The sequence below is a fragment of the Methylobacterium sp. Gmos1 genome, from assembly GCF_053764715.1.
Genome location: NZ_JBSNCC010000007.1, coordinates 18,075 through 37,625, shown reverse-complemented (window position 1 = coordinate 37,625; position 19,551 = coordinate 18,075). Strand labels below are relative to the sequence as shown.

Here is a 19,551-nt window from a genome sequence, read left to right as displayed (position 1 = left end):
CTCCGGCCCGGCCACGAAGGCGCCGGCCACCGCGGCGAGGATCGCGCCCGCGCGCAGGGCCGGCGGGACGCGGCGCGACCATGAGGCCCGAGCAAGCTTGCCCGAGGCCGGTCTACCCGGGATCGAGCAAGAGCCGCGCCAGATCCGTCCTCACTCCGGCCGCGTCGCCTGCATCGAGGGGCGCTCGCCGAACCGCGCGTACCACTGCGCCGCCGCGGGCGCGCGCTCGCGCCAGCCGAGATCGGGCAGGCGCAGGTCGAGGTAGCCGAGGGCGCAGCCATAGGTGACGGCGGCGATGTCGACCCGCTCGCCGAGGCCGGGCGCCGTCGCGTCGATCCGCGCCAGGGCGTCGACGATCTTCTCCCGCTGGCCGCCGACCCAGGCCGGCGAGCGCTCGCCCTCCTGGCGCACCCGGGTCTCGTAGACGCAGAGCAGGGCCGCATCGAGCAGGCCGTCGCCGGTCGATTGCGCGGTGAGCGCCGCCCAGCGCGCCGGGCCCGGGGCCGGGAAGAAGCCGCCTTTGCCCAGATGGTCGAGGTACTCGCAGATCACCCGGCTGTCGGCCAGCGCCGTGCCGTCGTCGAGGAGCAGGGTCGGCACCTGCGCCAGGGGGTTCTGCGCCCGGATGTTCGCGTCGCGGTTGATCGGGTGGGCCGCCGCCGGCAGCAGCTCCAGGCGCTCGAACAGCCCGAGCTCGTGGGCGACGACCAGCACCTTGCGGACGAAGGGCGAGGTCTTGGCGTAGAAGAGTTTCATGCGTGTCCTCCGGATTATTTTGTTCGACGATCGATGTCGTGCTTCAAGCGCTGATCTGGGAGTTTTTTCCGAGTTTCGAGGCTGCGCAGCGAAGCACGGCGGCATCGAGTGATTCGGTGGTGAGATGATGCCGCGCAGGGTGCCCGGCCCGGATGGCCATCCGGACCAAGCGCGGATCGGCGAGCGTCCCGGGATGGGTCTCGCGCCCGTGGTCGCCCGGCCCGCATTCCGTGCACTGCTCGATCGATGGCCCGGGCCCCTCTTCGACGCCCGCCTCCGACCGCAAGCCACGACAGGATAGACCCCGACGACGCGATCCGTCACCACGCCGGGCGCGCCGATCCCCACCAATGGATGGCGGATCCGCCGGCACACCCCCGCCCGGGGGCTCAGGGCGGCGGGATCCGCCCCGGCGGAGTGCCGCGGATCAGCGCCATGACGGCCTCGTCGCGCTCCGAGATCAGGCGGGCGCCGCGCTGGAAGCTCAGGTAGGCCCACAGCCAGCGCAGGGTGACGACGATGCGGTTCTGGAAGCCGACCAGCAGGTAGACGTGGGCGACGCCCCACACCGCCCAGGCCAGGAACCCCTTGAGCTTGACGTGGTCCCACTGCACCACGCCGGAATTGTGCCCGATGATCGCCAGGTTGCCGCGGCTGCGGAAGCGGAAGGCTTGCGGCGCCTTGCCGTGCAGGATGCGGTCGCGCAGCGCCCGGCCGAGGTAGCGGCCCTGCTGGTCGGCGACCTGGGCGAGGCCCGGCAGGGGCTTGCCGTCCTCGGCCTTGGCCATGGCGAGGTCGCCGAGGGCGTAGATGCCGGGACGGCCGACGACCGCGAGGTCCGGCCCGACCGGCACGTGGCCGGTGCGCGTGGTCTCGACCCCGAGCCATTCCCCCGCCGGCGAGGCGCGCACGCCCGCCCCCCAGACGATGGTGGCGGCCGGGATCAGCTTGCCCGCCACGGTGACGCCCTCCTCCGACACGTCCTCGACCGCGTGCTCGGTCAGCACCGTGACGCCGAGGCGTTCCAGCGAGCGGCGGGCATAGGCCGAGAGGTCCTCGCTGAAGGTGCCGAGCACCCGCGGCGCCGCCTCGATCAGCAGGATCCTGGCCTGCGTCGGGTCGATGCGGCGGAAATCCTTCGACAGGGCGTGGTGGGCGAGTCCCGCGATGGCGCCGGCCATCTCGACCCCCGTCGGCCCGCCGCCGATCACCGCGAAGGTCATCAGCCGGGCGCGGTCGGCGGAATCGTCCTCGCGCTCGGCGGCCTCGAAGGCCAAGAGCACCCGGGCACGGATGCGGCGGGCGTCGTCGAGGGTCTTGAGGCCGGGCGCGTAGCGCTCCCATTCCGGGTGGCCGAAATAGCTGTGGGTGGCGCCGGTGGCCAGCACCAGCGTGTCGTAGGGCACGCGGGTGCCGTCGCGCAGGCGCACGGCGCGCGCGTCGGTGTCGACGCCCTCGACCTCGCCCATCAGCACGCTGACGTTGCGGTCCCAGCGCAGGATCGCCCGGATCGGCTCGGCGATCTCGCCCGGCGCGATCACCGCGGTGGCGACCTGGTAGAGCAGCGGCTGGAAGAGGTGGTGGTTGCGCCGGTCGATCAGCGTGACGGCGATGCCCTCGGCGCCGCCGAGGCCCCGGGCCGTGGTGAGGCCGCCGAAGCCGCCGCCGACGATCACCACCCGGTGCGGCCCGGCCGCGGGCGGCGGGACCGGCGGCACGCCGTCGAGGGGGGCGGTCTCGAGAGGGGTGCGGTGCAGGGTCTCGGGCATGCGGCTCTCTCGGGCGGATCGGGGCTGCCGGATCGTCGGTCGCCCTGGCGGAACTTGCCGCGTCGGGTCGTACCGTGTCGGGTCTTGCCGAAGCGACATTCTGACCCAAGGTTACGACGCTGGCGAGAGCCGCGGACCGACCGAGGATCTCGCAGCGGTGCCGCCGGTCAACCCGGCCGCGCTGGCGCCGTTCCGGCTCGCCCCGCCCGACGGACGAGCGCCTAATTCACAGTCGAAAACTGTATAAATCGGCATACCTCGACGGCAGTCCGGATTTCCGCTACCCGTGCGGCGGACGACGCACCCCTGAGGGAGAGACACATCATGGCCGACGCCACCGCCACTTCGGAATCCGGCCGCCCGATCGGCCACGGCCGGGTCTACGACTCGATCACCGAGACCATCGGCAACACCCCGCTGGTGCGCCTCAACCGCCTCGCCAAGGAGCGCGGGATCGACGCCGAGATCCTTCTGAAGCTCGAGTTCTTCAACCCGATCGCCTCGGTGAAGGACCGCATCGGCGTCAACATGATCGACGCCATGGAGGCCTCGGGCGTGCTCAAGCCCGGCGGCACCCTGGTCGAGCCGACCTCCGGCAATACCGGCATCGCGCTCGCCTTCGTGGCCGCGGCCCGCGGCTACCGGCTGATCCTGGTCATGCCCGAGACGATGTCGCTCGAGCGGCGCAAGATGCTGGCCTATCTCGGGGCCGAGCTCGCCCTGACCCCCGGCCCGCAGGGCATGAAGGGCGCGATCGCCAAGGCCGAGGAGCTCCTGAAGGAGATCCCGGGCGCGATCATGCCCCAGCAGTTCAACAACCCGGCCAACCCCGAGATCCACCGCAAGACCACCGCGGAGGAGATCTGGAACGACACGCAAGGGCAGCTCGACGCCTTCGTGGCGGGCGTCGGCACCGGCGGCACCATCACGGGCGTCGGCCAGGTCATCAAGCCGCGCCTGCCGTCGCTCCGCGTCGTCGCGGTCGAGCCGGAGGATTCCCCGGTCCTGTCCGGCGGCCAGCCCGGCCCGCACAAGATCCAGGGCATCGGCGCCGGCTTCGTGCCGGGCGTGCTCGACCGCGGCGTGATCGACGAGGTGGTGACGGTCTCCAACCAGACCGCCTTCGACACCGCGCGCCTGCTCGCCCGGGTCGAGGGCATCCCCGGCGGCATCTCGACCGGCGGCAACGTCGCGGCGGCCCTCGAGATCGCGGCCCGGCCGGAGTTCAAGGGCAAGCGGATCGTGACGGTCGCCTGCTCGTTCGCCGAGCGCTACATCTCGTCGGCGCTGTTCGAGGGGCTGTGAGCGCTCTTCAGGCAGAGCCCTCCGGGGCTTCGCCTTGAACCGTCCACGCGACGGATGACGCATCCTCCGCGTCTTCCCGGGGCCGCGAAAGCGGAACCCGGATTGACGCGGGGGGTGAGCAATCGACGGCGAGAGCCGGGTGGGCGGCTCAGGCCACCAGTTCCGGCCGGCGCTCCTCGTGACGCACCTCGTGGCGCTCCTCCTCGCAGGCGCCCCGGCGAAACAGCGCGGCGCAGCGCGACTCGCGGTGGACGCTCAGGATCGAGGCCCTGTCGATGTCGGGATTCTCGGCTAGGATGCGGCGCACGTCCTCGACCAGGCGGCCGTAGCGGCCGGCATCGAAGCCGCCCTCCAGCGGGCTGACCGCGATGTAGGCCTCCACCACCAGGACCTTCTCGGACTTCTCGCGGGACACTTCCGCGGCGATCCAGGCGGATTTCACGAGGCGATTCGGATTGACCATCGGCGTACCTCCATTCGCGTCGGGCCGCTCTTCGGCGGCTTGTTGAATGCGAGACTGCGACACACGGCGCCTTCTGCCAACTCCGCAGCTGCTGCAAAGCTCCGTTATGTCGCAGCTAAATCATGCGCTGGGCGCATGGCGCGCGGGCTTCAGAGCGGCAACAGCCCGTCGCTCTTCACCTCCTCCATCACCGCGTAGGTCCGGGTGTTGTTGACCCCCGGCAGGGAGAGCAGGCCCTCGCCGAGGAAGCGCCGGTAGGCCGGCATGTCGGCGACCCTGGCCTTGACCAGGTAGTCGAACCCGCCGCCGACCATGTGGCATTCCAGGACTTCCGGCGCGCGCCGCACGGCGACCGCGAAGCGCGCGAAGGCGTCGGGCGTGGTCTTGTCGAGGGAGACCTCGACGAAGACGAGCAGGCTCAAGCCCAGACGCTGCGGATCGAGCCGCGCGCCGAAGCCGGTGATCACCCCGTCCTTCTGCAACCGACGCAGGCGCTCGCCCGTGGCGGTCGGCGACAGCCCGACCCGCTCGGCCAGCTCCACGTTCGGGATGCGCCCCTCGCGCTGGAGGATCTTCAGGATCTGCCGATCGACCCGGTCGAGCCCGTCCGTCATTCTCGCTACCAGATCCCGGTTTCGCCGCCGATCCTACGGCGAATCGGCGATACGCGCCATCGAAGCGCGGGTTGAGGCCGATTATCCTGAGAATCGTCGAACGCCGCCCGGATCCGCCCCGATGCCCGCTCCCCTCCCCGTCTTCCACGCCCCCTACGCCGCCGACGATGCCGCCCTCGCCCGCCTCTTCCTCGAGCGGGCCAGCCTCGCCCCGGAGCGCGAGGCGAAGGTCGACGCGCTCGCCCGCGACCTCGTCGGCGCGATCCGGCAGGAGACGGGGGGGCTCGGCGGCGTCGAGGCGATGCTGCGGGAGTACTCGCTCTCGACCAAGGAGGGCCTGGCGCTGATGGTCCTGGCCGAGGCCCTGCTCAGGGTGCCGGATGCCGCCACCGCCGACCGGCTGATCGAGGACAAGCTGCGCTTCGGCGGCTTCGAGCAGCACGCCACCCGCTCGGACGCCCTGCTGGTGCGCTCCTCGGCCTGGGCGCTCGGCCTCTCGTCCCGGATCATCCAGCCCGGCGACACGCCCGAGGGCATCCTCGCCGGCCTCGCCAAGCGCCTCGGCCTGCCGGCGGTGCGCCAGGCCGCCCGCCAGGCGATGCGGGTGATGGGCGGGCACTTCGTCCTCGGCGAGACGATCGAGGCGGCGCTCAAGCGCTCGGCGAGCGGCCAGGGGCGGCTCTACCGCTACTCCTTCGACATGCTCGGCGAGGGCGCCCGCACCGCCGAGGACGCCCGGGCCTACGCGGCCTCCTACGCGAGTGCCATCGAGGCGATCGGCCGGGCGGCGGGCAACAAGCCCCTGCCCGACCGGCCCGGCATCTCGGTCAAGCTCTCGGCGCTGCATCCGCGCTACGAGGCGGTCGGCCGCGAGCGGGTGATGGCCGAACTGGTGCCGGTACTCCTCGACCTCGCCAAGGCGGCGAAGAGCTACGACCTCAACTTCACGGTCGATGCCGAGGAGGCCGACCGGCTCGAACTCTCCCTCGACGTCATCGCCGCCGTGCTCGGCGATCCCGCGCTCGCTGGCTGGGACGGGTTCGGCCTCGCCGTCCAGGCCTACCAGAAGCGCTGCCTCCAGGTGATCGACCACGTCGCGGACCTCGCCGCCCGCCTCGACCGGCGGCTGATGGTGCGCCTCGTCAAGGGCGCCTACTGGGACACCGAGGTGAAGCGGGCGCAGGAGCGCGGCCTGCCGGACTACCCCGTCTTCACCCGCAAGAGCATGACGGACCTGAGCTACCTGGCGGCGGCCGAGCGGATGCTCGCGCACCGGCCGCGGCTCTTCCCGCAATTCGCCACCCACAACGCCCTCACCGTCGCGGCGATCGTCGAGCGGGCGGGGCCGCAGGCCGGCACCTACGAGTTCCAGCGCCTGCACGGCATGGGCGAGGCGCTCTACGCACGTCTCCTTGCCGCCGTGCCGGGCGCGGCCTGCCGCACCTACGCGCCGGTCGGCGGCCACCGCGACCTCCTGGCCTACCTGGTGCGGCGGCTTCTGGAGAACGGCGCCAACTCCTCCTTCGTCTCCCAGGCCGCCGACCCGGCGGTGCCGGTCGAGACCCTGCTGCGCCGCCCCGCCGAGAGCGTCGGCAACCCGGACCGCGCCCGGCACCCGAAGCTGCGGCGCCCCGCCGAGATGTTCGCGCCGGAGCGGATCAACTCCGCCGGGGTCGAGTTCGGCGACCGGGTCGGCTTGGAGCGCCTGACCGCGGCGGTCGCCGCCGGCCGCGGCCCGGCCGAGGCGGCACCGGTGATCGACGGCGTCGCGAAAGCCGGCACGGCGCGCGACGTGGTGAGCCCGAGCGATGCCCGCACGGTCGTCGGCACCGTCACGGAGGCCTCGCCCGAGACCGCTTCCGCCGCGATGCAGGCCGCGCGCAAGGGCGCGCTCGCCTGGGGCCGCGTCCCGGCCGAGCAGCGCGCCGCGGCGCTGGAACGGGCCGCCGACGCGATGGAGGCCGCGACCGGCCGGCTGATCCACCTGCTCCAGGCCGAGGCCGGCAAGACCCTCGACGACGCGGTCGCCGAACTGCGCGAGGCGGTGGATTTCTGCCGCTACTACGCGGCGCAGGGGCGAAAACTCTTCGGTGTGCCCCAGGCCCTGCCGGGCCCGACCGGCGAGAGCAACCGCCTGAGCCTTCGCAGCCGCGGCGTGTTCGTGGCGATCTCGCCGTGGAATTTCCCGCTCGCCATCTTCGTCGGCCAGGTCGCCGCGGCGCTCATGGCCGGCAACGCGGTGGTGGCGAAGCCCGCCGAGCAGACCCCGCTCGTCGCCGCGGAGGCCGTGCGCCTGCTGCACCGGGCCGGCGTGGCACCGTCGGCCCTCCACCTCGTGCCGGGCGACGGCGCGGTCGGGGCGGCGCTGGTGGCACACAAGAGCGTGGCCGGGGTGGTCTTCACCGGCTCGACCGAGGTGGCGCGCCACATCAACCGGGCGCTCGCCGCCAAGGACGGGCCGATCGTGCCGCTCATCGCCGAGACCGGCGGCATCAACGCGATGCTGGTCGACGCCACGGCTTTGCCCGAGCAGGTCGCCGACGACGTAGTAATGTCCGCCTTCCGCTCCGCCGGCCAGCGCTGCTCGGCCCTGCGCCTGCTGCTGGTGCAGGAGGACGTGGCCGACAAGGTGATCGGGATGGTGGCGGGCGCGGCAGGCGAACTCCGCCTCGGCGACCCGCGCGACCCCGCGACCCATGTCGGCCCGGTGATCGATTCCGATGCCCGCACCCGCCTCGACCGCCACGGCGCCGCGATGCGCCGCAACGCCAAAGTGCATTACGCCGGCGAGGTGCCGGGCGAGGGCCACTTCGTGGCGCCGCAGATCTACGAGATCCCGGGCGCCGAGGCGCTGACCGAGGAGGTATTCGGGCCGATCCTGCACGTCGCCCGCTACAAGGCCGCCGACCTCGACCGGGTGCTCGACGCGATCGAATCGAGCGGCTACGGCCTGACGCTCGGCGTGCATTCCCGCATCGACGCCACGGTCGAGCGGGTGGTCTCGCGGCTATCCACCGGCAACGTCTACGTCAACCGCAACATGATCGGCGCGGTGGTCGGGGTGCAGCCCTTCGGCGGCCACGGCCTGTCGGGCACCGGCCCGAAGGCCGGCGGGCCGCACTACCTCACCCGATTCGCCACCGAGCAGACCGTGACGGTGAACACCGCGGCGGCGGGGGGAGACGCGGCGCTGATCGCCATGGAGGGGTGAGCGCGGCCGCGCAAACCCCTCGCCCGGCCTCCCGGAGGAGGTTGCGGGTGAGGTGGGAGGCTCCCTCGGGATTCTGCACGGGCGGTCAGACGGAGTCTGGGACGGCCCCGCGCTGCCAGGCCGCCCAGACTTCGCTCCAGGGCACGCCCGGGGTCGATCGGCGCAAGACGGAGATTGGATCAACATGAAGGCCCGCGCGGTTTGCGCCACCGCGCCGCTCGTCCCCTGACATCGAAGACGGGCCACCCTCGGGGCGGCCCTTTTCGCGTCGAGGGACGCCACCGTCACCCGAAATACACACCCTTCCCGGAACCGTGGGCGTACCCGGAAATCGCCGCAAACCGGCACCACAGATCGAGCCCGACGGCGCGAGGCTTTCGTCGGCCCCGGGCCGTGCCGTTCGACTGATCGGTCGGGCGGCGAGCTTGGGACTTCGTTAAGCACTCACTCGCATTCTCGCGCCAACACCTTCGGGAGATCCTCAGCGTGCGCGCTCTGACCTCATACGGCCTTCCGCGTCTCGGCGCGGGCGCGGCGCTCGTCGCCGCCCTCTTCGTGACCGCTGCACCCCAGGCCCAGGCCCGCGACAACGTCGGCGCGGCGATCATCGGCGGCGCGGCGGCCGGCGTGCTCGGCGGCGTCGCGGCCGGCGCCATCATGAACGGCATGCAGCCGCCCCCGCCGCCGGTCTACGCCGCGCCGCCGCCGCGCCGGGTCTACGTCGAGGAGCCCGAGACCGTGATCGTGCGCCCGCGCCGCGGCCCGATCTGCCACTTCGAGCGCCGCAAGGTGTGGCTCGACGACGAGTCCTTCACCTACAAGCGCGTCGAGGTCTGCGAGTAAACCTCGCAGACCCTCCGAGAATTCAGGGGCCGGCACCCGGGGACGGGGCCGGCCCTTCTCACGTCTTCACCCCCTCCTTCACCAGGATCCAGTCCTCGATCACTACCGCGTCGAGCCCGGTGGTGGAGAACATCAGGATCGCGTCCTCGGCGGTGTGGAGGATCGGCTTGCCCATCACGTTGAAGCTGGTGTTGAGCAGGATCGGCACGCCGGTCTGCGCGGCGAAGGCGCGGATCAGCGCAGCGTAGGCCGGGTTGCGCTCGTCGGTGACGCTCTGGAGGCGGCCGGTGCCGTCCTCGTGCACCACCGCCGGCACCTTCTCCCGCATCTCCGGCCGCCAGACCAGGGTGCGCTCCATGTAGGGGCTGTCCTGGTAATCCTCGAACCAGTCCGGCCCGGCCTCGGCCAGGATCGAGGGCGCGAAGGGCCGGAACGCCTCGCGGTACTTCACCTTGCCGTTGAGGATCGCCTTGGCGTCGGCCGGGCGCGGATCGGCCAGGATCGAGCGGTTGCCGAGCGCCCGGGGCCCGAACTCCGCCCGCCCCTGGACCCAGCCGACGAGCCCGCCCGCCGCCAGGATCCCGGCCGCCGCCTCGGTCACCCCGTCATGGCCGAGATGGCGCAGGCGCGGCTCCCAGCCGACCATCCGCTCCAGGGGCTCGGTCGAGATCCGCGAGCCGAGATAGGGGCTGGCGAGTTGTCCCGGCCCGGTCCAGCCTGGATTGTCCTCCTGGAAGGCGAGCCAGGCCGCACCCAGCGCGTTGCCGTCGTCGGCAGGCGCCGAGGGGACGTGGAGATGCTGGAACCCGCAGCGCTGGAGCAGCCGGCCGTTATAGGACGAGTTGAGCGCGCAGCCGCCGGTGACGACGAGGTTCTCGTGGGGTGCCAGGCGCCAGGCCTCGGCGACGAGCACGTCCATCATCTCGGAAAAGATCGCCTGGCCGCAGGCCGAGAGGTCGGCCCAGCCGTCCCCGTCGGCGTCCGCCGGGCGGCGGGCGCGGATCTCCTCGGCCACCGCCTGCACGGTGGCGGCGTCCGAGAAGCGCAGGCGGCCGTCCTCGATCCGGTAGAGCCGGCGTAAGAGCGCCATCAGCGCCGGGTCCTGCCGGCCGTAGGGGGCGAGCCCCATGATCTTCCATTCCTCGCCCTTGGTCTGGTCGAACCCGGCGAGGTCGGTGACGAGGCCGAAGAAGAAGCCGATCGATTCGCGCCCGCGGTGGCGCTTCACCTCGGAGAGGCGCCCCGCCTCCATGCGGTAGATCGCCGAGGCGCCGGTCTCGCCCATGCCGTCGACGACGAGGCAGGTGGCGTCCCGGAACGGCGAGCCCCACAGACCATAGGCCGCGTGCGTCAGGTGGTGGGGGTAGCGCCGCAGAGCCGCGATGGTCGAGCGCCCACCATGGGCCCGGTCGAGGCCGAGCAGGGTGCCGTAGCCGGCGCGCCCCTGCGCCAGGGCCAGCTCGGCGATGAAGGTGCGCTCGGCCCGCTCCGGCACCAGCGAGCGGTTCAGCGCCGGGGAATGGGCGCGCAACGCCTCCAGCCCGAAGGCCCCAGTTCCGGCCTGGTCGGCGAGGTAGCGGCTGAATTCCGGCCCCCAGGTGGTGGCGAGGACGAGCTCGGCGCCCGGCGGCAGGTGGGCCTTGAGCAGGCCGGCCATCCGGGGCGCCGAATCCGGCTCGCAGTTCGGGGCGCGCTTGTATTGCAGGTAGCGCTCCGTCGCCTCGGCGAAGAGCACCGTGCCGTCCGGCCCGACCAGGGCGAGGGCCGGGTCGTGGAAGGTGGTGGCAAGGCCGAGATAGTAGCGCATCGGGTCCGTCGATCTGGTCACGCCGCCGCTCTAACAGTGTCGGCTCCCCCTGTCAGGCGTGCGCCAAGCGTTGCGCGGGTGCATCGGGGGCCTGCTGTCGCTGCGTGATCGCGCCGGATTTCGCCCGCGTTTCCGATGCCGATATGCTAGCGCTGTCATCGGGGTACGGCCCGTCGGGCCGTCGACAGAACATGAGGCGGCGCTCTCCTCGCGGGGCGGCACGGACAGCACGGTGCGCGACATCCTGACCGCCCTGGCGGGCCTCGTCATCCTGATCCTAGCCGCGGCCCTGGTCGCGCCGCCCTTCATCCCGTGGGAATCCTACCGCACCGCCTTCGACGCGGCGCTCGGCCGCTCGCTCGGGGTCGAGGCGCACAGCGACGGCCGCCTCGAGGTGCGGCTCCTGCCCTCGCCGCGCCTGCGGATCGATCACCTGCGGCTCGCGACCGGGCGCGACCGGCCCTCCCTCGACGCCCGCTTCGTCAAGGCCGAGATCGCCCTCACGCCCCTCCTCTCCGGCGAGATCCGCTTCACCGAGACCCGGATCGGCCGCGGCGAGGTCACCCTGCCGATGACCGAGGCCGGCAGCTTCCTGCCGCCGCCGAGTGTCGACGAGGGGCGCGAGCTGGCGGTCGAGGATCTCAGCATCTCCCAGCTCCTCGTCACCACCCGGGTGGCGGCGACCGGGCGCACCGACCAGGTGTTCGCCGAGAACGTCCGGCTCGCCGCCCCCCGCCTCGCCGGCCCGTGGCGGGCGGAGGGCAGCGTCGAGGCGGTGCCGTTCCGCCTCACCACCGGGGCGCCCGCCCCGGACGGGACGATCCCGGTGAAGCTCGGCGCGGGCGGCGACACGGTGCCCCGGCTCGACCTCGACGCACGGGTGAGCGTGTCGGCCGGCCCGGAGGGCGGGGGTGTGCCGGAGGCGAGCGGCACCGCGCGCCTGGTGGTGGGCCCGCCGGCCCAGGCCGCGGGCGCCGCCCTGCCGGTCGCGGTCCAGGGCGGGTTCAAGGCCAAGGGCCGGCTCGCCACCTTCGACACCTTGAGCGTCGAGGTGCCGGGCGAGGCGCCGTTGCGCTTCACCGGCCGCGGCAGCCTCGACCTCGCGGCGGCCCGGGCGACGATGAGCCTGGAGGCGCGCCGCCTCGACCTCGACGCCTTCCTGATGAGCGCCACCGGTCAGGCGCTGCTCGGGCGGGGCGTCGCTCCCGCCTCGCTGCCCGGCACCCTGGTGCTCGACGTCGCGGCCGACAGCCTGGCGCTCGCCCGCGAGGAATGGAGCGGCGCGGCCTTGAGTGCCACCTTGCGCCCCTCCGGCGCCGTCACCCTGCGCCGGCTCGCCGGCACCGCCGCCGGCGGCCTCTCGCTCGCGCTGTCGGGCGACGTGACGCCGAGCGGCGGCTTCTCGGGCCACGCCGCCCTCGACGCCCCGGCCTCGGACCGGCTCGCCCGCCTCCTCGACCGGCTCGGGCTTCACGGGCCCCTCGCCGGGCTCCTCGACGGCCGGCCCTTCTCGGCCGAGGCCGACGTGGCGGCGGCCCTGCCGGTGCTCTCGCTGCGCAACGCCCGGGTGGCCCTCGGCCCCGCGAAGATCACCGGCAGCGCCCGCTACAGCCCGCCCGGCCCGGACCAGGCCCGTCCGCGCTTCGACGCGCAGATCATCGCCGACGGGCTCGACGTCGCCGAGCTGCCGCCGCTGCGCGGGGCGGTGGCGGCGCTCCAGGACCACGATGTCGGCCTGACCCTGCTCGCCCGCGACCTGCGCTACGGCCCGACCGGCACCCGCACCGGCGAGATCGCCGCCAGCCTGCAATCGGAGGGCGCGGCGCTCCGCCTCGACAGCCTGGAGGTGCGCGACCTCGCCGGGGCCCGGGCGAGCCTCGCGGGGCGGATCGGCGCCGACGGCGCCGGGCGCATCACCGGGCGGGTGAGCGCCCCGGTCGCCGCGCCCCTCATCGACCTCGTCGCGCGCACCTTCGTCGACGAGGCGCGGCTGCTGCCGGGCTTCCTGCGCGATGCCCCCGTCGCCCTCGACGTGACGCTGGAGCGCGAGTCCGGGTCCGATGCGGGCCGCCTGCGTGGGCAAGCCAGCGGCAGCGCCGCCGGCGGCCGGCTCGGCCTGTCGCTCGCCGCCCGGGCCGGGCGGCTCGACGACCTCGACGCCCGCCTCGACGGCGTAGCCTCCGGGCGCTGGCTCGGCCGGCCCACCGACCCGGCCCTGGCGATGCCGGCGAGCCTGCACCTCGCCGGGCGCCGGCCGGAGGCGAACGGGCCGCTCGGCCTGACCCTCGACGCCGAGATCGCCGGGGCCGCCATCGCCACCGCCCGGCCGCTGGTGCTGCCGGCGTCAGGCCCCTTCCAGGACGGCGCGCTGACTCTCGCCACGCCCGACCTGCGGCCGCTCGCCGGCCTCCTCAGCGCCGGCCCCGCCCTGCCGGACCCGGTGCCGGCGCGGCTGAGCCTCGGCGTGGGCCGCGCCGGCGACGCCGCGCGCCTCGTCGTGACCGGCACCCTTGCCGGATCGGCGCTCGACGCGACGCTGACCCGGCCGGAGGGCGGCGAGGTCTCGGGCAGCGTCTCGCTCGAACGGCTCTCCCTGCCCTGGCTCGCCGGGGCGCTGGTGCTGAACCCCGGCTCGCCGACCGGACCCGACGCGTGGTCTTCCGCGCGCTTCGGGCCGGCCCCCGCCGCAGCGGTCACGGGCCATGTCGCCATGACGGTGCGGCGGCTCGATCTCGGCCGCGGCCTCGCGGCGGATTGGGCACGCTTCGAGCTCGGGCTCGGGCGCGACGGCCTGGCGCTGCGCGAGTTCTCCGCCGGCCTCGCAGGCGGGCGGCTCGCGGGCAGCGCCACGCTCGCCCGACAGGGCGCCCAGGCGACGCTCGCGGCGGAGGGCGGCCTGACGGCGGCGGCGCTTCCGGCGCTCACCGGCGGCGACGCCCTGCGGGGCCAGGTGTCGCTGCGGCTTCGCCTCGGCGCGGCGGGGGACAGCCCGGCGGCTCTCGTGGGCAACCTCGCCGGCAGCGGCACCCTGGAACTCGCCGGGCTGACGCTCCGCGACCTCGACCCGGCGGCGGTGCAGCGCGCGCTGTCCCGGCTGCTCTCCGAGGAGGATCCGCTGCGCGCCGGCCGGGTCGAGCGGGTGGTTACGGAGGAGTTCGACCGCGGATCGCTGGTGCTGGCGGGGCCGGTCTCGGTGCCGGCCGCGATGGTCGGCGGCACCTTGCGCACCGGAAGCCTCACCCTCGATCCCGGCCCCGCCACCTGGACCGGCCTGATCCAGGTCGACGCGAAGGCGATGCGCCTCGACGCCCGCGGCACGCTCGCCGCCACCGCGACGCCCCGGGCCTGGACGGCGCCGGCGCCGACCCTCGGCCTCGCCCTCGCCGGCCCGCTCGCCCGGCCGCAACGCGAGCTCGACCTCGTGCCGCTCAGCAACGTCCTGGCCGCCGTGGTGCTGCAACGCGAGCTCGACAAGATCGAGACCGTCGAGGCCGACCGCAACGAGATCGCCCGCCGCCGCAGCCGCCTGGAGATGGACCGGGCGCGCGCGGCCGAGGAGGCGCGGCAGGCCAGGCAGCGGGCCGAGGAGAAGCAACGGGCAGAGGAGAAGCAGCGGGCGGAGGAGGCGGCCAGGGCCTCCGAGGCCGCGAGGGCGGCGGAGGCGGCGCGCGCCGCGGAGGCCGCACGCCAGAAGGCCGAGGAGGCGCGTCGGCAGGGCGGCGGGGTGCCGGAGGCCGACAGTCCGTAGCGGCGGCGGCCCGGTCGGCGGCAGCGTCTCGTGGCCGGGTGGCGGTGGCGTACCGCAAGGCCGTGGCGCTCGCCTTCGACGCCGCGCGTCTCCAGCCGCCGGCCGGCCGAGGCCGATGGCCTCGATCCTGCGTCGCTTGCCGCCGCGCTCTGACGTAAAGTCAGCATCACCCACCCGTGCCCTCTCCCGCCACCGAGCCGCCGATGACCGACCCCTCCCCCGCCCCTCGCGCCCCCGATGCCGGCTGGGGCCCGCCGGTGATCCGCACCATCGCGATGCCGGCCGACACCAACCCGGCCGGCGACATCTTCGGCGGCTGGCTGATGGCGCAGATGGACCTCGCCGCCGGCAACGTCGCGGCCCGGCGGGCGCGGGGGCGCTGCGCGACCATCGCGGTCGAGGGCATGACCTTCCTGCAGCCGGTGGTGGTCGGGGACGAGGTCAGCCTCTACGCCCACATCGTCTCGGTCGGCCGCTCCTCGATCCGCATCCAGATCGAGGCCTGGCGCCGCGCCCGCGAGAGCGAGGAGACGATCAAGGTCACCCAGGCGCTGTTCACCTTCGTGGCGATCGACGAGAACCGCCGTCCGCGGCCGGTGCCGCCGGAGGCCGCTCCGGCCTGAGCGCACCTCACAAAACTCCCGCTGCGCTGGTGCCGCCACATCGAGCGACGCCAGTGACCGGGAGTTTCGTGAGAGACACTGAGCCCCAGGGCCAGCCATTCCCGGTCTTTTCCCGCCCGCCGATCGGGCGCAGAATGGGATAAAAGATCGGGGAGGACACGGATGCGCTCGGCCGTGATGGCCCACATCGACGAGCTCGTGCGGGCCGCGAGCGACGGCGGCGGCGCCCGCGATCCGCTGATCGACCAGTCGTGGCGGCGCTGCATGGCCGAGTACCGCCTCGACCCCGCCGCGCCCCGGCGCGCCTACATCCACACGCACGAGCGCCTGCGCGAGCACCGCGACGCCCTCGACGACCTGATCCGCGTCGCGCGCTTCGGCGTCGAGGCGCTGTACCGGCAGGTCTCGGGCCTCGGCTACGTGCTGATCCTCGCCGACGCCCGCGGCGTCGCCGTCGACTTCATCGGCGATGCGGGCCGCGACGGCGACCTGCGCCGCGCCGGACTCTATCGCGGCTCGGACTGGAACGAACACCTCGCCGGCACCTGCGCGGTCGGCACCTGCATCGCCACCGGCGAGGCCTTGTCGGTCCATCTCGACGACCATTTCGCCGGCGACCATATCGGGCTCACCTGCACGGCCGCCCCGGTCTACGCCGCCGACGGGACGCTGGCGGCGGTGCTCGACATCTCGGCGCTGCAGGCGCCGGTGCCGAAGGCGAGCCAGCACCTCGCGCTCCAGCTCGTCACCTCGTTCGCCCACCGCATCGAGACCGCGAGCCTGCACAACGGCTTCCGGCGCGAGTGGATCCTCCACCTGTCGCGCTCGCCGGAATTCGCCGACATCGAGCCCGAGCTGGCGCTCGCGGTCGATGCGGGCGGGCGCATCCTCGGCTTCAACAGCCGGGCGCGGGCGCTGATCGACCGGGCGCTGCACCGCCCGCGCGGGCCGTCGGACCTCCGCCACGCCGGCCTGGGCCTGCGGCTCGATTCCCTGTTCGAGGCCTCGGTCGACGACCTGCCGCGTTTCACCCGGGCGGTACCGGTCGAGCGGCGGGTGCTGCGCCTGCGCGGGGGCGAGCGCTTCTACGCCCTGGCGCTGGAGCCGGCCGAAGCCCCGGCCCGGACGCCCGCCCGCGATCCGCGGCCGGCCCGGACGCCCGTGCTCGCGGGTGACGCGACGCTCGGCCCGATGGCCCGGCAGGCCTCGCGCCTGTTCGCGGCCGGCGTGAGCCTCCTCGTCGGCGGCGAGACCGGCACCGGCAAGGAGTTCTTCGCCAAGGCCGTGCACCGCGGCTCGCCCCGTGCCGGCAAGCCCTTCGTCGCGGTCAATTGCGCGGCTTTGCCCGAGAGCCTGATCGAGTCCGAGCTGTTTGGCCACGTGGCGGGGGCGTTCACCGGGGCGGCGCCCAAGGGCCGGACGGGTCTCGTCCAGCAGGCCGATGGCGGCACCCTGTTCCTCGACGAGGTCGGCGACATGCCGCTCTCCGCCCAGACCCGCCTGCTGCGCGTGCTCGCCGAGCGCGAGGTGACGCCGGTCGGCGCCGCGACCCCGCAGGCGGTCGACCTCCGGGTGATCGCCGCGACGCATCGCGACCTCGCGGCGCTGGTGCGGGAGGGCCGGTTTCGCGAGGACCTGCTCTATCGCCTCGCCGGCGCCCGCTTCGTCCTGCCGCCCCTGCGCGAGCGCGCCGACCTGCCGGCGCTCGTCGCGCGGCTGCTGGCGGGACGGCCCGGCGCGCCCCGCCTCTCGGCCGAGGCCGCCGCAGTCCTCGCCCGCCACGCCTGGCCGGGCAACGTCCGGGAACTCGTCAGCGTGCTCGACTATGCCTGCGCGCTGGCCGAAGGACCGGAGATCGGCCTGTCCGACCTGCCGCCGACAGTGCTGCCCGGTCCTCGCGCGGCCGCCCCGCCCGCGACGGCGACGGCGACGGCGACGGCGACGGCGGGCGACGATGCGCTCGAGGCGGCCCTGCGCCGGCGCGCCTGGAACGTCTCGGCGGTCGCGCGCGACCTCGGGCTCGACCGCTCCACGGTGCACCGGCGCATGCGCAAGCTCGGGCTCGTCTCGCCGAACCACGGCGGTTGAGGGACTGCGCCACCTGTCTGTGGCGGAGGCGGGTCGCGTGCCACGGGTGAGGCGCCACAGGTGGGGCGCCGACCCGTCATCCCGTCGGAGGCCAGCGAGGGATAATCGCATGACGGTCGAGATGATCGTCACGAACACTCAGACATCGCCCGTCCTCCCCACGACCTCATCCTGAGGTGCGAGTGAAACGAGCCTCGGAGTAGGCCTCCAGGGATCTTGAGGAGATCTGGAGGCCTACTTCGAGGCTCCGCGATCTTCGATCGCTCCGCACCTCAGGATGAGGTCGCAGGAGGGATGAACGGTCAATCAGTCTCAGTGAGACTACCGGCGAAGTGTAACCTCCGTTCGACCTTGCCCTGGCACAGCGCTTGCGAAACCCGCCCCGCATAACAAAAGGAGGAAACCCCATGGACGCCATGGTTCGGGATGTCGAGCGCCTGTCGCCCGCGGACGCGCGGGTGATCGCCTGGCTCGACCGGTTCGAGGCCGCCCTGAAGGCGCGCGACGCCGCCGGGGCGGCGGCTCTGTTCGCCGAGACCTGCTTCTGGCGCGACCTCGTCGCCTTCACCTGGAACATCACCACCCTGGAGGGGCGCGGGGCGATCCGCGACATGCTGGAGGCGCAGCTCGGCGCCGTCTCGCCCGGCAGCTTCACCCTGGAGGAGGCGGCGAGCGAGGCCGACGGCGTCACCGAGGCCTGGATCGCCTTCGAGACCGCCACCCTGCGCGGGCGCGGCTACCTGCGCCTGAAGGGCGAGGAGGCCTGGACCCTGCTCACCGCGGCGCGGGAACTCAAGGGGCACGAGGAGCCGGGCGGCCCGCGGCGCGAGCGGGGCGTGCATCACGGTGTCGAGCCCGGGCGGCGCTCGTGGGCGGAGCGGCGGCGCGACGAGGAGGCCGAGCTCGGCCGCACCCGCCAGCCCTACGCGCTGGTGGTCGGCGGCGGCCAGGGCGGCATCGCGCTCGGCGCCCGGCTGAAGCGCCTCGGCGTGCCGGCCCTGATCGTCGACAAGCACGACCGGCCGGGCGACCAGTGGCGTAAGCGCTACAAGTCGCTGCACCTGCACGACCCGGTCTGGTACGACCACCTGCCTTACCTGCCCTTCCCCGATCACTGGCCGGTCTTCGCCGCCAAGGACAAGATCGGCGACTGGCTGGAGATGTACACCAAGGTCATGGAGCTGAACTACTGGTCGAGGACGGAAGTCCAGTCGGCGCGCTACGACGAGGCGGCGGGCGAGTGGGAGGTCGCGCTGACCCGCGACGGCGAGCGGCTGACCCTGCGCCCCAAGCACCTCGTGCTCGCCACCGGCATGTCGGGAGTGCCGAACCTGCCGAGCTATCCCGGCATGGAGCGCTTCCGCGGCGAGAGCCACCATTCGAGCCGGCATCCGGGCGGCGAGGCCTATCGCGGCAAGCGCGCGGTGGTGATCGGCTCCAACAACTCGGCCCACGACATCTGCGCCGACTTCTACGAGAACGGCGCCGACGTGACGATGGTGCAGCGCTCCTCGACCCACATCGTCAAGTCCGACACGCTGATGGAGCTGGCCCTCGGCGGCCTGTACTCGGAGGAGGCGCTGGCCAAGGGCATCACCACCGACAAGGCCGACATGCTGTTCGCCTCGGTGCCCTACCGCATCATGCACGAGTTCCACGTGCCGGTGTATGAGGCGGCGCGGAAGCGCGACGCCGAGTTCTACGCGCGGCTGGAAAAAGCCGGATTCAAGCTCGATTTCGGCGACGACGGCTCGGGCCTGTTCATGAAGTACCTGCGGCGCGGCTCAGGGTACTACATCGACGTCGGCGCCTCCGACCTGATCGCCGATGGCAAGATCAAGCTCGCGCACGGCAAGGTGCGCGAGATCACCGAGGACGCGGTGGTGCTGGAGGACGGCACGCGGCTACCCGCCGACGTGATCGTCTACGCCACCGGCTACGGCTCGATGAACGGCTGGGCGGCCAAGCTCATCAGCCAGGAGGTCGCCGACACGGTCGGCAAGTGCTGGGGCCTCGGCTCGGACACCACCAAGGATCCGGGCCCCTGGGAGGGCGAGCTGCGCAACATGTGGAAGCCGACCCGGCAGGAGGCCCTGTGGTTCCACGGCGGCAACCTGCACCAGTCGCGCCACTACTCGCTCTACCTCGCGCTTCAGCTCAAGGCCCGGATGGAGGGGCTCGACACGCCGGTCTACGCCCTGGCCGAGACGCACCACGCGGCCTGAGCCGACGGCTCATACCAACGGCCTAAGATGCTGACGCATCAACTTCGATCTCGGGCAGGCCCGAGATCGACGAGGCCGTTGACCCATCTCAAATTTTCG

General features: G+C 73.4%; 12 protein-coding genes. 7 read left to right on the top strand and 5 right to left on the bottom strand.

Translation table 11 applies throughout. The features are described from left to right. Positions 1-150: 150 nt before the first annotated feature. Positions 151-756: a glutathione S-transferase family protein gene (locus ACS5PV_RS15580; protein ID WP_455396246.1), complete on the bottom strand. Its 606-nt coding sequence runs from the start codon at positions 754-756 to the stop codon at positions 151-153. Between the two features lie 389 nt (positions 757-1,145). Next, a complete protein-coding gene (locus ACS5PV_RS15575) occupies positions 1,146-2,525 on the bottom strand; it encodes an NAD(P)/FAD-dependent oxidoreductase (protein WP_455396245.1) in 1,380 nt (459 codons plus the stop codon). 324 nt (positions 2,526-2,849) lie between these two features. Here ACS5PV_RS15575 and cysK point away from each other — a divergent pair, with 324 nt between their 5' ends. Beyond that, positions 2,850-3,830, top strand: coding sequence for a cysteine synthase A (cysK, locus tag ACS5PV_RS15570; protein ID WP_455396244.1), 981 nt, complete (start codon positions 2,850-2,852; stop codon positions 3,828-3,830). 148 nt (positions 3,831-3,978) lie between these two features. Here the strand turns inward: cysK and ACS5PV_RS15565 are convergent, their stop codons facing one another. Next, positions 3,979-4,293 (bottom strand): hypothetical protein, encoded by a 315-nt coding sequence (locus ACS5PV_RS15565; protein ID WP_455396243.1) that lies wholly within the window; start codon positions 4,291-4,293, stop codon positions 3,979-3,981. 149 nt (positions 4,294-4,442) lie between these two features. After that, entirely contained in the window at positions 4,443-4,907 is a 465-nt protein-coding gene (locus ACS5PV_RS15560; RefSeq protein WP_455396242.1) for an Lrp/AsnC ligand binding domain-containing protein, read from the bottom strand. A gap of 121 nt (positions 4,908-5,028) precedes the next feature. Between ACS5PV_RS15560 and putA the strand changes: the two genes are divergently transcribed. Together putA and ACS5PV_RS15550 are read left to right on the top strand one after the other, a co-directional pair. Next, a complete protein-coding gene (gene putA / locus ACS5PV_RS15555) occupies positions 5,029-8,118 on the top strand; it encodes a bifunctional proline dehydrogenase/L-glutamate gamma-semialdehyde dehydrogenase PutA (protein WP_455396241.1) in 3,090 nt (1,029 codons plus the stop codon). Positions 8,119-8,604: 486 nt separating this feature from the next. Further along, positions 8,605-8,961, top strand: coding sequence for a hypothetical protein (locus tag ACS5PV_RS15550; protein WP_099951491.1), 357 nt, complete (start codon positions 8,605-8,607; stop codon positions 8,959-8,961). 58 nt (positions 8,962-9,019) lie between these two features. On the opposite strand, the gene ACS5PV_RS15545 is transcribed toward ACS5PV_RS15550, so the two are convergent. Next, on the bottom strand, positions 9,020-10,768 hold the full coding sequence (locus ACS5PV_RS15545; protein ID WP_455396479.1) for a carbamoyltransferase family protein: 1,749 nt from the start codon (positions 10,766-10,768) through the stop codon (positions 9,020-9,022). Positions 10,769-11,000: 232 nt separating this feature from the next. Here ACS5PV_RS15545 and ACS5PV_RS15540 point away from each other — a divergent pair, with 232 nt between their 5' ends. From ACS5PV_RS15540 to ACS5PV_RS15525, 4 genes are all read left to right on the top strand, one after another. Beyond that, entirely contained in the window at positions 11,001-14,516 is a 3,516-nt protein-coding gene (locus tag ACS5PV_RS15540) for a hypothetical protein (protein WP_455396240.1), read from the top strand. Between the two features lie 203 nt (positions 14,517-14,719). Then, positions 14,720-15,139: an acyl-CoA thioesterase gene (locus tag ACS5PV_RS15535; RefSeq protein WP_455396239.1), complete on the top strand. Its 420-nt coding sequence runs from the start codon at positions 14,720-14,722 to the stop codon at positions 15,137-15,139. A 162-nt stretch (positions 15,140-15,301) separates the two neighbouring features. Continuing rightward, positions 15,302-17,227 carry a sigma-54-dependent Fis family transcriptional regulator gene (locus tag ACS5PV_RS15530; protein ID WP_455396238.1) on the top strand — a complete coding sequence of 642 codons (1,926 nt, stop codon included), beginning with the start codon at positions 15,302-15,304 and terminating at the stop codon, positions 17,225-17,227. Positions 17,228-17,643: 416 nt separating this feature from the next. Next, the gene (locus ACS5PV_RS15525; RefSeq protein WP_455396478.1) at positions 17,644-19,452 is read left to right on the top strand and encodes a flavin-containing monooxygenase; all 1,809 of its coding nucleotides are present in this window, start codon (positions 17,644-17,646) and stop codon (positions 19,450-19,452) included. The last annotated feature ends 99 nt before the right edge of the window (positions 19,453-19,551 follow it).